This is a genomic window from Prodigiosinella aquatilis, from assembly GCA_030388725.1.
Taxonomy (GTDB): Bacteria; Pseudomonadota; Gammaproteobacteria; order Enterobacterales; family Enterobacteriaceae; genus Prodigiosinella; species Prodigiosinella aquatilis.
The window spans coordinates 4,438,290-4,452,794 of sequence record CP128857.1 but is presented as its reverse complement, the minus strand read 5'-3'; the positions used below and the strand labels follow the sequence as shown (position 1 = coordinate 4,452,794).

The 14,505-nt window shown below is 48.9% G+C and carries 9 protein-coding genes, 2 tRNA genes and 3 rRNA genes; 12 read left to right on the top strand and 2 right to left on the bottom strand.

Going from position 1 to position 14,505, the window contains the following annotated elements:
- Position 1: 1 nt before the first annotated feature.
- Positions 2 to 514 (bottom strand): peptide deformylase, encoded by a 513-nt coding sequence (gene def, locus PCO85_20675; GenBank protein ID WJV53531.1) that lies wholly within the window; start codon positions 512 to 514, stop codon positions 2 to 4.
- Between the two features lie 114 nt (positions 515 to 628).
- Between def and dprA the strand changes: the two genes are divergently transcribed.
- The 5 genes from dprA to aroE are packed head-to-tail and all read left to right on the top strand — an operon-like array spanning position 629 to position 4,202.
- The gene (gene dprA, locus PCO85_20670) at positions 629 to 1,762 is read left to right on the top strand and encodes a DNA-protecting protein DprA (protein WJV53530.1); all 1,134 of its coding nucleotides are present in this window, start codon (positions 629 to 631) and stop codon (positions 1,760 to 1,762) included.
- Positions 1,734 to 2,207 (top strand): DUF494 family protein, encoded by a 474-nt coding sequence (locus PCO85_20665; GenBank protein ID WJV53529.1) that lies wholly within the window; start codon positions 1,734 to 1,736, stop codon positions 2,205 to 2,207. Before dprA ends, PCO85_20665 begins: the two co-directional genes overlap by 29 nt.
- A gap of 27 nt (positions 2,208 to 2,234) precedes the next feature.
- Positions 2,235 to 2,795 carry a topoisomerase DNA-binding C4 zinc finger domain-containing protein gene (locus tag PCO85_20660; GenBank protein ID WJV53528.1) on the top strand — a complete coding sequence of 187 codons (561 nt, stop codon included), beginning with the start codon at positions 2,235 to 2,237 and terminating at the stop codon, positions 2,793 to 2,795.
- Positions 2,788 to 3,357 (top strand): L-threonylcarbamoyladenylate synthase type 1 TsaC, encoded by a 570-nt coding sequence (tsaC, locus tag PCO85_20655; GenBank protein WJV53527.1) that lies wholly within the window; start codon positions 2,788 to 2,790, stop codon positions 3,355 to 3,357. The genes PCO85_20660 and tsaC overlap by 8 nt, the downstream gene beginning before the upstream one ends.
- Positions 3,358 to 3,374: 17 nt before the next feature.
- Positions 3,375 to 4,202 carry a shikimate dehydrogenase gene (gene aroE / locus PCO85_20650; GenBank protein ID WJV53526.1) on the top strand — a complete coding sequence of 276 codons (828 nt, stop codon included), beginning with the start codon at positions 3,375 to 3,377 and terminating at the stop codon, positions 4,200 to 4,202.
- 207 nt (positions 4,203 to 4,409) lie between these two features.
- Here aroE and PCO85_20645 read toward each other — a convergent pair whose 3' ends face one another.
- The gene (locus PCO85_20645; GenBank protein ID WJV53525.1) at positions 4,410 to 4,964 is read right to left on the bottom strand and encodes a gamma carbonic anhydrase family protein; all 555 of its coding nucleotides are present in this window, start codon (positions 4,962 to 4,964) and stop codon (positions 4,410 to 4,412) included.
- A 482-nt stretch (positions 4,965 to 5,446) separates the two neighbouring features.
- Between PCO85_20645 and PCO85_20640 the strand changes: the two genes are divergently transcribed.
- From PCO85_20640 to aceB, 7 genes are all read left to right on the top strand, one after another.
- Positions 5,447 to 6,989 (top strand): 16S ribosomal RNA (locus tag PCO85_20640).
- Between the two features lie 69 nt (positions 6,990 to 7,058).
- Positions 7,059 to 7,135, top strand: a tRNA-Ile gene (locus PCO85_20635).
- 101 nt (positions 7,136 to 7,236) lie between these two features.
- Positions 7,237 to 7,312, top strand: a tRNA-Ala gene (locus tag PCO85_20630).
- Positions 7,313 to 7,514: 202 nt separating this feature from the next.
- Positions 7,515 to 10,523 (top strand): 23S ribosomal RNA (locus PCO85_20625).
- A 109-nt stretch (positions 10,524 to 10,632) separates the two neighbouring features.
- Positions 10,633 to 10,748 (top strand): 5S ribosomal RNA (gene rrf, locus PCO85_20620).
- Together the 16S, 23S and 5S rRNA genes with 2 tRNA genes alongside form the textbook arrangement of a ribosomal RNA operon.
- A 749-nt stretch (positions 10,749 to 11,497) precedes the next feature.
- Positions 11,498 to 12,427, top strand: coding sequence for a homoserine O-succinyltransferase (gene metA, locus PCO85_20615; protein WJV53524.1), 930 nt, complete (start codon positions 11,498 to 11,500; stop codon positions 12,425 to 12,427).
- A 455-nt stretch (positions 12,428 to 12,882) separates the two neighbouring features.
- A complete protein-coding gene (aceB, locus tag PCO85_20610; protein ID WJV53523.1) occupies positions 12,883 to 14,481 on the top strand; it encodes a malate synthase A in 1,599 nt (532 codons plus the stop codon).
- Positions 14,482 to 14,505 lie beyond the last annotated feature (24 nt).

Sequence of the window (14,505 nt, the reverse complement as noted above, 5' to 3'; positions counted from 1 at the left end):
ATTAGGCCCGGCTGTTTTGCTTTGCCAGTTTTTCCAGCTTTTGACGAATCCGCTGGCGTTTTAACGGCGACAGATAATCAATAAACAGCTTTCCAACCAGATGGTCCATTTCATGCTGAATACAGATAGCTAACAGACCGTCGGTTTCCAGTTCAAATGAGTTGCCTTCGCGATCTAACGCCCGGACCTTAACGTGCTCGGCTCGAGGAATGAGTGCTCGGGTCTCGGGAATAGACAAGCAGCCTTCTTCTATACCAGTCTCACCACTTTTCTCAAGTAGCTCTGGGTTGATGAATACCAGACGTTGATTACGTTCTTCTGAAATATCCATCACGATGATTCGTTGATGAATATCAACCTGAGTAGCCGCTAAGCCAATGCCTTCTTCTTCGTACATGGTATCGAACATATCGTCCACAATACGTTGAATCTCTGCATTCACTTCTTTGACGGGCGCAGCCGTAATGCGGAGCCGATCATCTTCTGGATAATGTAATACCTGCAAAACTGACATATATATTTAGATCTGTATCCAAGTGGTAAGAAAGTTCCAGTCTGTATTCTAGACATTTCCTGTGCTGATTGACAGCATCAACATCCGATAGCAAAGCAGGAAGTGGGTAAGGGTATGACTGATACGGAAATTTGGTTACGTCTGGCATCGGTACGTGGTTTGGGAGCGAAACAGACGGCAAAGTTGGCCCGGCAGTTACTGGACACGAAAGATTACTCGCCGGACTTTATGCTTTCCCTTGGATTGAATGTGGCGCAGATCGAACAATTTTTGACGCTTGATCGTGTATCTTTGGAAAACACGTTGTGCTGGTTGGAGCAACCCGGACACGATCTTATCACCTATAGCGATACTAATTATCCCCCTTTGCTGAACAATATCAGCTCTCCGCCTGTACTCCTTTTTGTTTCTGGCAATTCCCATTTACTGGCATTGCCTCAGATCGCGATCGTGGGTAGTCGTGATAACAGTGCTTATGGTGAACAGTGGGGACGGTACTTTGCTCAGGAACTTAGCCTGAATGACTTGATTGTTACCAGCGGACTGGCAATAGGAATTGATGGTATTGCACATCGATCAGCGTTGGAGATGGGAGGGAAAACGATCGCAGTATTAGGCAGTGGTCTGAAGAGTATTTATCCGCATCGCCATCGGCTTTTGGCAGAACGCATTCTCGAACAAGGTGGTGCGTTGGTGTCTGAATTTGCATTAACCGCTCCTCCAGTGCCTGCCAATTTTCCACGCCGGAATCGAATTATCAGTGGGCTTAGCCTCGGTGTTTTAGTGGTTGAAGCCTCTAGGCGCAGTGGTTCACTAGTAACGGCACGTTATGCACTGGAACAAAACAGGGAGATTTTTGCCTTACCTGGCCCGATTGGCAACCCTATGATGGAAGGGACCCATTGGCTGATTCAGCAAGGTGCGTATTTGGTAACACATCCGAAAGATATTCTGGAACAATTGAACAGTAGTCTACAGTGGTTTTCTGGTCTGCCCAATGAAAGCACGGGTGAAACTATTTCTATCCGGTATGATGAACTGGAATTGCCATTTGCTGACGTGTTGGCTAACGTAGGAGATGAGGTTACACCTGTTGACGTTGTCGCTGAACGTGCCGGCCAACCTGTGCCAGAAGTAGTCAGTAAACTATTGGATCTGGAGTTAGCAGGATGGATCGCAGCTGTACCCGGCGGCTATGTCCGATTAAGGAGGGCAGGCCATGTTCGACGTACTCATGTACTTGTTTGAAACATATATACACAATGAAACTGAAATGCGTGTCGATCAAGATACGTTAACTGATGACCTCACTCGCGCGGGATTCGATCGTAATGATATTTATAGTGCGCTGGACTGGCTGGAAAAATTAGCTGATCTTCAAGAAGGGCAGACTATCCCGCTGGCGTTAGCCAGTGATCCTTTGGCGTTACGGATCTATACGGCTGAAGAAGAGCAGCGCCTAGAGACGGAATGTCGGGGGTTTTTGCTGTTCCTTGAACAGATTCAGGTATTGAATCTGGAAACACGGGAAATGGTTATTGATCGAGTTATGGCGCTGGAAACTCAGGAATTTGACCTGGAAGACCTGAAATGGGTCATCCTGATGGTGTTGTTTAATGTGCCTGGCTGTGAAAATGCCTATCAACAAATGGAAGAGTTACTCTTTGATGAAAACGACGGTCATTTGCAGTAGCAGTAAAGAAGGGTAAGTAGATACGTAATGGTTAAAACCACTCTTTTTGATGAGAAAAAGCAACAGGCTTGTCCTGAATGTGGGGCTGCGCTGGTTATTCGATCCGGACGGCATGGCCCTTTTCTTGGTTGTTCTTGCTACCCGGCGTGTGAATATATCCGGCCGTTAAAAGCGCAGGCTGACGGTCATGTGGTCAAAGTATTGGAGGGGCAAAGCTGCCCTCTCTGCCAGTCGACATTAATACTGCGGCAAGGCCGTTATGGCATGTTTATCGGTTGTAGTCGCTATCCTGATTGCGATCATATCGAAACGATGGATCGTCCAGATACAACATCGCTGACCTGTCCTCAATGCCATAAAGGTAAGTTACTCCAGCGTAAATCCCGTTATGGGAAGGTTTTCCATGCTTGTGAACGCTATCCTGACTGTCAATTTACACTGAACCATAAACCAATAGCGGGGGAGTGTGAGTATTGCCATTATCCGTTATTGCTTGAGAAAAAAACGGCGCATGGACTGAAACGTTTTTGTGCCAGTAAATTGTGCGGAAAACCAGTAATAACAGAAAAGATGGATAGCAATGAATAATTTCCCACAAGATCAATTGGTTCCTCTGTTACAGAAATTGAAGGAAGGAAACGTCATCGCCTACCCAACCGAGGCTGTATTTGGTTTAGGATGCGATCCTGACAACGAGACTGCAGTTAAACAGCTGCTAAAGTTGAAGCAACGTCCGTGGGAAAAAGGATTGATTCTGATTGCCGCTGAATTTTCGCAACTGGAACCTTACCTGGATCTTGCCGCATTAAGCGCAGAACAGAAGGCGGCTATTTTCGCTTCCTGGCCAGGACCTGTGACATGGGTGATCCCGGCCAAACCAGCTACACCAAGATGGTTAACGGGAAAGTTCACCTCTCTGGCTGTCCGTGTCAGCGCTCATCCTTTGGTGAAACAGTTGTGTCTGAGTTATGGTAAGCCATTGGTATCAACCAGCGCTAACTTGAGTGGTCAGCTACCATGTCGTTCTGCTGTTGAAGTAGCTCAACAGTTTGGAGATGATTTCCCAGTATTACATGGCAATGTTGGTGGCCGGTTAAATCCGTCTGAAATTCGTGATGCCTTGACGGGAGAGATGTTGCGACAAGGGTAAATGCAATGGGAGATACGATGTCTAATATGAAATTTTTTGCGGTTTTTGGTAATCCCATCGCGCATAGTAAGTCCCCTCGCATTCACGCTCTCTTTTCCGAGCAGACCGGGATTGAGCTTGCATACGAGCGTATTCTGGCGCCGGTTGCCGGTTTCGAGAAAAGCTTGAGAGATTATTTTGAGGCGGGGGCTTATGGTGCCAACATTACTGCACCTTTTAAAGAGCGGGCTTGCGCTGAAGTCGATGCTCTCAGTGAACGAGCTTCCTTTGCGAAAGCCGTAAATACCATCAAAAAAATGGATAATGGTGAACTGTATGGTGATAACACGGATGGTATTGGTTTACTGAGTGACCTTAAGCATCGTGATTTGATACAACCACAGTCTCGCATTTTGCTGATTGGGGCTGGTGGAGCAACCAGGGGAGTGATTCAACCCTTGCTGAGTCATGGATGTTCGTTGGTGTTAACAAATCGGACCTTGTCCAAAGCAACGGTGCTGGCTGAACATTTCAGTTCATTGGGCAATATTACCGCTGTATCAATGCATGAGCTAAATGATTGTGCTTTTGATCTTATTATTAATGCCACATCATCGGGTATTACGGGTGATATACCAGCATTACCCGCATCGCTAATTTCTCAAGATATATGCTGTTATGACATGTTTTATCTGCCGGAGCCAACGCCATTCCTGAAGTGGTGTTTGCAACATGGCGCTCAGCATTGTTCGGACGGATTAGGAATGCTTATTTGGCAGGCAGCACACGCTTTCCAGTTGTGGCACGGTGTCATGCCTAATGTTGTCCCGGTCATTCAGCAAATGAAACAGGAACTTGCCAGTTGAACCAATCAATACAACTTCCTGAGCGTGAATTATGAGATTAATAATCAAAAGTAATAAGATTCTCCGTACTGGTTAACGAATTTCAGAGCTAATGTTCTATTAGCTTTGTCACTATCCAGCAGCGATATGGTGGGGAAAATGCGGAACAGTGGCTACCTTTGTTCCGCGTTTATCGTTGAGATTTAGAAGACGAATTTGAGCGTATGATCAAGGGTGCTTTGCTCTCTGCTGATCCAGATATTCATCTTTCCATAAAACGTAATTATTTGCCGAGTAAAGTAAGCCTTCAATTTCCAGTGGGCTTAGGGGGCGAATTTTTTTAGCAGGACTGCCGAGGTAAAGATAGCCTTTTTCCAGTACTTTGCCTGGAGATACCAGACTGCCTGCACCGATCATTACATCATCTTCAATGATGGCACCATCCAGAATGATCGAGCCCATACCAATTAGAACCCTATTTCCTATAGTACAACCGTGCAGCATAGCCTTATGTCCGATGGTGACATTCTCGCCAATGATCAAAGGATTACCTTGCAGATTTTTTTCCGAGCAGTGTGTGACATGCAGTACGCTGCCATCCTGAATGTTCGTACGGGCTGCAATATGGATTCGATTAACGTCTCCGCGAATGGTGACTAATGGCCAGATGCTGACATCATCTGCAAGAGTGACCTCGCCTATAACCACACTTGATGGGTCGATCATAACCCTTTCGCCAGTTATTGGCACAATTCCTTTAAACGGACGGAGCACGTTAGTCATCTTCAATCACCTCTTTTGGGTAAAATATTCACCACAACTACCTATTTTAGCTTCAGTGTTCTGATTGGATCTCCTTATTTGACTTTGAAAATAGCGTTGTATGTACAAGATCTCAACGAAAGGGTGGAAAAATGTGCGAACAGAAAGAAAGATCTAAAAAGAGGTTGTGTAACTTTGGCGGATCCCTATAATGCGCCTCCACTGACACGGCAACAGCGATGATGTTGTGGTGGTTTCAGTAAGAATTAGAGTTTGTATTACTTGACTTTCTAGCGGAAACGCATAGTATATGCGGCCCGCGACCACGAAAAGGTGGTCCTGCTCTTTAACAATATAATCAGACAATCTGTGTGGGCACTCACAGGACCCTATCGTAATCAATACGAAAAGACTTGAAGAGTGACTGACAGTAAATTCATTACGAATAAACAGTTATAAATTCTTTGAGCATCGCTTCTTCGGAAGCACATCAAACAAATCTTAAATTGAAGAGTTTGATCATGGCTCAGATTGAACGCTGGCGGCAGGCCTAACACATGCAAGTCGAGCGGCAGCGGGGGGAAGCTTGCTTCCCCGCCGGCGAGCGGCGGACGGGTGAGTAATGTCTGGGGATCTGCCTGATGGAGGGGGATAACTACTGGAAACGGTAGCTAATACCGCATAACGTCGCAAGACCAAAGTGGGGGACCTTCGGGCCTCACGCCATTGGATGAACCCAGATGGGATTAGCTGGTAGGTGAGGTAATGGCTCACCTAGGCGACGATCTCTAGCTGGTCTGAGAGGATGACCAGCCACACTGGAACTGAGACACGGTCCAGACTCCTACGGGAGGCAGCAGTGGGGAATATTGCACAATGGGGGAAACCCTGATGCAGCCATGCCGCGTGTATGAAGAAGGCCTTCGGGTTGTAAAGTACTTTCAGCGGGGAGGAAGGGGAGCACTTTAATAGAGTGTTTCATTGACGTTACCCGCAGAAGAAGCACCGGCTAACTCCGTGCCAGCAGCCGCGGTAATACGGAGGGTGCAAGCGTTAATCGGAATGACTGGGCGTAAAGCGCACGCAGGCGGTCTGTTAAGTTGGATGTGAAATCCCCGGGCTTAACCTGGGAACTGCATTCAAAACTGACAGACTAGAGTCTCGTAGAGGGGGGTAGAATTCCAGGTGTAGCGGTGAAATGCGTAGAGATCTGGAGGAATACCGGTGGCGAAGGCGGCCCCCTGGACGAAGACTGACGCTCAGGTGCGAAAGCGTGGGGAGCAAACAGGATTAGATACCCTGGTAGTCCACGCTGTAAACGATGTCGACTTGAAGGTTGTGGCCTTGAGCCGTGGCTTTCGGAGCTAACGCGTTAAGTCGACCGCCTGGGGAGTACGGCCGCAAGGTTAAAACTCAAATGAATTGACGGGGGCCCGCACAAGCGGTGGAGCATGTGGTTTAATTCGATGCAACGCGAAGAACCTTACCTACTCTTGACATCCTCAGAAGAGACTGGAGACAGACTTGTGCCTTCGGGAACTGAGAGACAGGTGCTGCATGGCTGTCGTCAGCTCGTGTTGTGAAATGTTGGGTTAAGTCCCGCAACGAGCGCAACCCTTATCCTTTGTTGCCAGCGCGTAATGGCGGGAACTCAAGGGAGACTGCCGGTGATAAACCGGAGGAAGGTGGGGATGACGTCAAGTCATCATGGCCCTTACGAGTAGGGCTACACACGTGCTACAATGGCGCATACAAAGAGAAGCGAACTCGCGAGGGCAAGCGGACCTCATAAAGTGCGTCGTAGTCCGGATTGGAGTCTGCAACTCGACTCCATGAAGTCGGAATCGCTAGTAATCGTAGATCAGAATGCTACGGTGAATACGTTCCCGGGCCTTGTACACACCGCCCGTCACACCATGGGAGTGGGTTGCAAAAGAAGTAGGTAGCTTAACCTTCGGGAGGGCGCTTACCACTTTGTGATTCATGACTGGGGTGAAGTCGTAACAAGGTAACCGTAGGGGAACCTGCGGTTGGATCACCTCCTTACCAAAGATAGTGGTAATGTGAAGTGCTCACACAGATTGTCTGATGAAGTACGAGCAGAAATACCTTTATAGGCTTGTAGCTCAGGTGGTTAGAGCGCACCCCTGATAAGGGTGAGGTCGGTGGTTCAAGTCCACTCAGGCCTACCAATTTCTTTCCATGCTGTGTTGTGTTTCCTGTCACGGACGAGAGTCTGTGTCGAGAATTGCGCCTTGCCTGACAGAAATTTGTGTAAAGGTTTTCATGCGATGGGGCTATAGCTCAGCTGGGAGAGCGCCTGCTTTGCACGCAGGAGGTCTGCGGTTCGATCCCGCATAGCTCCACCATACAAAAAAAGACTTCAGAGTATATTGGCAACAGTATGCTGTGAAGTATTTTGCTCTTTAACAATCTGGAACAAGCTGAAAATTGAAACGATACAGCGAAACCTGGCCTTGATGGCGAGGATGTTGCTGTATCAGAGTCTCTCAAATAATTGCAGCGCGAGGTGGTCTTGCTCTTCATGAAAAAGACACCTTCGGGTTGTGAGGTTAAGCGACTAAGCGTACACGGTGGATGCCTAGGCAGTCAGAGGCGATGAAGGGCGTGCTAATCTGCGAAAAGCGTCGGCAAGGTGATATGAACCGTTATAGCCGACGATACCCGAATGGGGAAACCCAGTGTGTTTCGACACACTATCATGACATGAATACATAGTGGCATGAGGCGAACCGGGGGAACTGAAACATCTCAGTACCCCGAGGAAAAGAAATCAACCGAGATTCCCCCAGTAGCGGCGAGCGAACGGGGAAGAGCCCAGAACCAGAATCAGTTTGTGCATCAGTGGAAGCGTCTGGAAAGTCGCACGGTACAGGGTGACAGTCCCGTACACGAAAATGCACGTGCTGTGAGTTCGACGAGTAGGGCGGGACACGAGATATCCTGTCTGAAGATGGGGGGACCATCCTCCAAGGCTAAATACTCCTGACTGACCGATAGTGAACCAGTACCGTGAGGGAAAGGCGAAAAGAACCCCGGCGAGGGGAGTGAAACAGAACCTGAAACCGTGTACGTACAAGCAGTGGGAGCCCCACCACCAAAGCATTCTCTGGTGATGAAGGCACCGCAACAGCAGCATCGCGGTGGCGGCGCGTCTTTTGCGACGCCCAACACACAAAACAAGCGGTGAGTGCTTTGGGGTGGGGTGACTGCGTACCTTTTGTATAATGGGTCAGCGACTTATATTTTGTAGCAAGGTTAACCGAATAGGGGAGCCGCAGGGAAACCGAGTCTTAACTGGGCGTCAAGTTGCAAGGTATAGACCCGAAACCCGGTGATCTAGCCATGGGCAGGTTGAAGGTTGGGTAACACTAACTGGAGGACCGAACCGACTAATGTTGAAAAATTAGCGGATGACCTGTGGCTGGGGGTGAAAGGCCAATCAAACCGGGAGATAGCTGGTTCTCCCCGAAAGCTATTTAGGTAGCGCCTCGTGAGGTCATCTTCGGGGGTAGAGCACTGTTTCGACTAGGGGGCCATCCCGGCTTACCAACTCGATGCAAACTGCGAATACCGAAGAATGTTATCACGGGAGACACACGGCGGGTGCTAACGTCCGTCGTGAAGAGGGAAACAACCCAGACCGCCAGCTAAGGTCCCAAAGTCATGGTTAAGTGGGAAACGATGTGGGAAGGCCCAGACAGCCAGGATGTTGGCTTAGAAGCAGCCATCATTTAAAGAAAGCGTAATAGCTCACTGGTCGAGTCGGCCTGCGCGGAAGATGTAACGGGGCTAAACCATGCACCGAAGCTGCGGCAGCGACGCTTAGGCGTTGTTGGGTAGGGGAGCGTTCTGTAAGCCGTTGAAGGTGGTCTGTGAGGATTGCTGGAGGTATCAGAAGTGCGAATGCTGACATAAGTAACGATAATGCGGGTGAAAAACCCGCACGCCGGAAGACCAAGGGTTCCTGTCCAACGTTAATCGGGGCAGGGTGAGTCGACCCCTAAGGCGAGGCCGAAAGGCGTAGTCGATGGGAAACAGGTTAATATTCCTGTACTGGGTGTTACTGCGAAGGGGGGACGGAGAAGGCTATGTTGGCCGGGCGACGGTTGTCCCGGTTTAAGCGTGTAGGTGGGTGCTCCAGGCAAATCCGGAGTGCTATTAACGCCGAGGCGTGATGACGAGGCACTACGGTGTCGAAGTGACAAATGCCACGCTTCCAGGAAAAGCCCCTAAGCTCCAGGTAACATCGAATCGTACCCCAAACCGACACAGGTGGTCAGGTAGAGAATACTCAGGCGCTTGAGAGAACTCGGGTGAAGGAACTAGGCAAAATGGTGCCGTAACTTCGGGAGAAGGCACGCTGTGCGAGGTGAAGTCCCCTGCGGATGGAGCATTGCGCAGTCGCAGATACCAGCTGGCTGCAACTGTTTACTAAAAACACAGCACTGTGCAAACACGAAAGTGGACGTATACGGTGTGACGCCTGCCCGGTGCCGGAAGGTTAATTGATGGGGTAAGCCGCAAGGCGAAGCTCTTGATCGAAGCCCCGGTAAACGGCGGCCGTAACTATAACGGTCCTAAGGTAGCGAAATTCCTTGTCGGGTAAGTTCCGACCTGCACGAATGGCGTAATGATGGCCAGGCTGTCTCCACCCGAGACTCAGTGAAATTGAACTCGCTGTGAAGATGCAGTGTACCCGCGGCAAGACGGAAAGACCCCGTGAACCTTTACTATAGCTTGACACTGAACCTTGAGCCTTGATGTGTAGGATAGGTGGGAGGCTTCGAAGCGTGGACGCCAGTCTGCGTGGAGCCAACCTTGAAATACCACCCTTTGATGTTTGATGTTCTAACGTGGGCCCGTGAACCGGGTTGCGGACAGTGTCTGGTGGGTAGTTTGACTGGGGCGGTCTCCTCCCAAAGAGTAACGGAGGAGTACGAAGGTTAGCTAATCCTGGTCGGACATCAGGAGGTTAGTGCAAAGGCATAAGCTAGCTTGACTGCGAGAGTGACGGCTCGAGCAGGTGCGAAAGCAGGTCTTAGTGATCCGGTGGTTCTGAATGGAAGGGCCATCGCTCAACGGATAAAAGGTACTCCGGGGATAACAGGCTGATACCGCCCAAGAGTTCATATCGACGGCGGTGTTTGGCACCTCGATGTCGGCTCATCACATCCTGGGGCTGAAGTAGGTCCCAAGGGTATGGCTGTTCGCCATTTAAAGTGGTACGCGAGCTGGGTTTAGAACGTCGTGAGACAGTTCGGTCCCTATCTGCCGTGGGCGTTGGAAGATTGAGGGGGTTGCTCCTAGTACGAGAGGACCGGAGTGAACGCACCACTGGTGTACGGGTTGTGATGCCAATTGCATTGCCCGGTAGCTACGTGCGGAAGAGATAACCGCTGAAAGCATCTAAGCGGGAAACTTGCCCCGAGATGAGTCTTCCCTGGGCCTTCAAGGCCCCTGAAGGGACGTTTAAGACGAAGACGTTGATAGGCTGGGTGTGTAAGCGCAGTGATGCGTTGAGCTGACCAGTACTAATGACCCGAGAGGCTTAACCTTACAACACCCAAGGTGTTTTGGAATGAGAGACGAGCTATTTTCAGTGATGTTCCGGTATTGGTTCTGATGGTGACGCGGAAGTGTGACGGTTGGAACGAAACAGAATTTGCCTGGCGGCGATAGCGCGGTGGTCCCACCTGACCCCATGCCGAACTCAGCAGTGAAACGCCGTAGCGCCGATGGTAGTGTGGGGTCTCCCCATGTGAGAGTAGGGAACTGCCAGGCATTCAACTAGATGAAGCCCTCTGTGAAAGCAGAGGGCTTTTTCACGTCTGTCGTGTTGATGCAGCCGGCAGGCACGGAGGGATATCTGCCCAGCATGCTGTCGCCGGGCCCGTATCAAATAACGGCAAACCTTCTTTAGAATATTGGAATAATAAATTTAGTTCTATTGATTTTTCAAACAGCTATAAAAGATAACCCATAATGAATTGCCCAATGCTTTTTATAAACGAGCATGGGAGAAGATCATCATTCGATCCAAAGACTTGAGGCAGTGTTTTATCTTAAACGGTTCAACGTTTTTCTACATGGTCTAACCGTAGTTCATTTTGTGGCCAATGCCGCGTAAAGCTTTTGCTCGCTATGTTCGATTAACTCCAGCGCCCGATCTCGCTGACGATAAAATTGCGTTGTCATCATCAGAAAAACTTCCGGTGTTGTCTGGTCGACGCGACCACGTAGAATCTGCAGGAGGGGAAAGGCACCGCCATGATAGCAAGATCATAAAATCATCGGTAGAGCTGTAGCGCAGGCGGTGCCAAAGCGCTAACACTGCCTTTAGCACCGGTGCCAGCGAGATGCATCGGCCTGCCATAAGACTGATACGAGAGTATCGACGTTAGGAAAATATCATCTCTTAAGATGAAATATTTTCAACTAACAGTTGAATACTCGACATCATTAGGCAAAGACGATATCGTAGGCATCTGGATGTCTAAACGTTTATACGTATGCTTTGAGGTTCTATAGTTATGCCAATTCGGGTTCCTGATGAGTTACCAGCTGTAAATTTCCTGCGTAACGAAAATGTTTTTGTTATGACGTCTTCACGCGCTCGTACCCAGGAAATCCGTCCGCTCAAGGTGCTGATCCTCAATCTGATGCCGAAAAAAATCGAGACGGAGAATCAGTTCCTGCGGCTGTTATCCAATTCGCCGTTGCAGATTGATATCCAACTGTTACGTATTGACAGTCATGAATCTAAAAACACGCCGGCGGAGCATCTCAATACTTTCTATTGCGATTTTGAAGATATCCAGGACGAAAATTTTGATGGTCTGGTGGTCACCGGCGCACCGCTGGGACTAGTGGACTTCCATGATGTGATGTTCTGGCCACAAATAGAGCGCGTTCTGCAATGGGCGAAAGGGCACGTCACCTCGACACTGTTCGTCTGTTGGGCGGTACAGGCGGCGTTGAATATTTTATATGATATTCCCAAGATGACCCGTAAGGAAAAACTGGCTGGTGTGTATCAACACCGCACCTTGGCACCCCATGCTTTGCTGACCCGTGGGTTCGACGAAACTTTCCTGGCACCACATTCCCGTTATGCTGATTTTCCGACTGAGGCTATTCGTCAGTACACCGACTTGGAAATACTGGCGGAGTCGGAGCAAACCGGTGCCTATTTGTTCGCCAGCCCTGATAAACGACTGGCCTTTGTGACCGGACATCCCGAATATGATGCGTTGACGCTGGCCAGCGAATATCATCGCGATCTGGCGGCCGGCCTTAATCCTGTCATCCCGTTTAACTATTTCCCGGATAACAATCCGGACTTGCCGCCCAGCGCCAGCTGGCGCAGCCATGGTCATCTGTTATTCACCAACTGGTTGAATTATTACGTTTATCAGATTACACCTTATGATTTGCGGCATATGAATCCTACCCTGGAGTAGTCTTCTGTATAGCGATATAAGGCGTCGAAGAAGACACCTTGTATTTTATAAGTGCGTATAGCGGCAGTAATGAGGAGATCGTAAGACGCTACAAGTATCTCCTCAATCTCAAACCATGCCACTCCTGGCGCGGATGCTTTACTCTTCTTCCCATTATCACTGTTCTGATGCCGTACATAGGTTTATCAACGGTTAGCAAAGCACCTTCCTTTTTTCTTCTTTATCACTTCACTTTTTCCATCTTCTCTTCTGGTGAAATTCGTTTCCTCATTGGAACTAACTTTAATTTTTTATATTTCAATATGTTGTCGTGTTTTTTATTTTAAAATGGAAATAGTTTTTGATTTTTAAATTCGATGAGTTAGGCTTAACCCTGTTGAGTGAAAAATGGTTGTATGAAATTCACTGGTTTTGCAGCCAACAAGACGAAGAGAATCTAACAAGGAACTATGATAATGACGCAACAGACGATAAGTAAGGAATTGGCATTCAGTCAGCATTTTGGCGAGGCTGAGCGTCATATCCTGACTGATGATGCGGTTGATTTCCTCACTGACCTGGTCAGCCGTTTCACACCGCAACGCAATGAATTACTGGCCGTCCGGCAGACCGAGCAACAATTGATTGATGAAGGTCAATTACCGAATTTCATTTCGGAATCAAGTTCCATTATTGATGATGGCTGGAAAATCCGTGGTATTCCTGAAGATTTGCTGGATCGCCGGGTAGAAATTACCGGACCAGTAGAGCGCAAGATGGTAATCAATGCGCTTAATGCTAATGTGAAGGTCTTCATGGCAGATTTTGAAGATTCACTGTCTCCCAGTTGGGACAAAGTGATTGATGGACAAATCAATTTGCGTGATGCGGTACGGGGAACCATCTCCTACATCAATGAAACTGGGAAAATTTACCAACTGAAACCTGATCCGGCCGTGTTGATCTGTCGTGTCCGCGGTTTGCACCTGCCTGAAAAGCATGTCACCTGGCGAGGGGAGGCGATTCCCGGTAGCCTGTTCGATTTTGCACTTTATTTCTTCCACAATTATCAGCAACTACTGGCGAAAGGCAGTGGCCCTTATTTTTATCTTCCTAAAACACAATCCTGGCAAGAAGCCACCTGGTGGAATGATGTATTCAGCTATAGCGAAGATCGTTTTGGTTTACCACGTGGCACCATTAAAGCCACGGTGCTGATTGAGACTTTGCCAGCGGTTTTCCAGATGGATGAAATTCTTTATGTTATGCGTGATCACATCGTTGGGCTGAACTGTGGCCGCTGGGACTATATTTTCAGCTACATCAAAACGCTGAAAAACCATCCTGATCGAGTGCTGCCGGATCGCCAGTCGGTAACGATGGATAAACCCTTTCTAAATGCCTATTCGCGCTTATTGATTAAAACCTGTCACCGGCGTGGCGCATTTGCTATGGGCGGTATGGCGGCGTTTATTCCCAGTAAAGATGCTAAGCACAACCAATGGGTGCAGGAGAAAGTTCGCCAGGATAAGGAGATGGAGGCGAGAAATGGTCACGATGGCACCTGGATCGCGCATCCGGGCCTGGCAGACACGGTAATGCCGATTTTTGACCGGATTCTGGGTGGACGCAAAAATCAGCTGGACGTGTTGCGCGAGGGGGATGCCCCCATTACGGCCGCTGAGTTGCTGGAACCATGTCCGGGGGAACGCACGGAAACAGGGATGCGAGCCAATATCCGTGTAGCAGTGCAGTACATTGAAGCCTGGATTTCTGGCAACGGCTGCGTGCCGATTTATGGCCTGATGGAAGATGCCGCTACAGCGGAAATCTCCCGCACCTCCATCTGGCAATGGATTCATCACGGTAAAACTCTGAATGATGGCAGAGCCATTACCAAATCACTGTTCCGGCAGATGCTGTCGGAAGAAATGCAAGTGATCAGAGAAGAAGTAGGTGAAGAACGTTTCGGCAATGGGCGTTTCGATGAAGCTGCCCGTTTGATGGAGCGTATTACGACCCAAGATGAGTTGATTGATTTCCTCACCTTGCCCGGCTACGCATTACTTGATTAATCCAGTTGATAAAAGGAAGAGTCG

Excerpts from the sequence above, each read along its gene's own strand:
- def (WJV53531.1), bottom strand. The coding sequence starts at position 514 with ATGTCAGTTTTGCAGGTATTACATTATCCAGAAGATGATCGGCTCCGC.
- dprA (WJV53530.1), top strand. The coding sequence starts at position 629 with ATGACTGATACGGAAATTTGGTTACGTCTGGCATCGGTACGTGGTTTG.
- PCO85_20665 (WJV53529.1), top strand. The coding sequence starts at position 1,734 with ATGTTCGACGTACTCATGTACTTGTTTGAAACATATATACACAATGAA.
- PCO85_20660 (WJV53528.1), top strand. The coding sequence starts at position 2,235 with ATGGTTAAAACCACTCTTTTTGATGAGAAAAAGCAACAGGCTTGTCCT.
- tsaC (WJV53527.1), top strand. The coding sequence starts at position 2,788 with ATGAATAATTTCCCACAAGATCAATTGGTTCCTCTGTTACAGAAATTG.
- aroE (WJV53526.1), top strand. The coding sequence starts at position 3,375 with ATGTCTAATATGAAATTTTTTGCGGTTTTTGGTAATCCCATCGCGCAT.
- PCO85_20645 (WJV53525.1), bottom strand. The coding sequence starts at position 4,964 with ATGACTAACGTGCTCCGTCCGTTTAAAGGAATTGTGCCAATAACTGGC.
- metA (WJV53524.1), top strand. The coding sequence starts at position 11,498 with ATGCCAATTCGGGTTCCTGATGAGTTACCAGCTGTAAATTTCCTGCGT.
- aceB (WJV53523.1), top strand. The coding sequence starts at position 12,883 with ATGACGCAACAGACGATAAGTAAGGAATTGGCATTCAGTCAGCATTTT.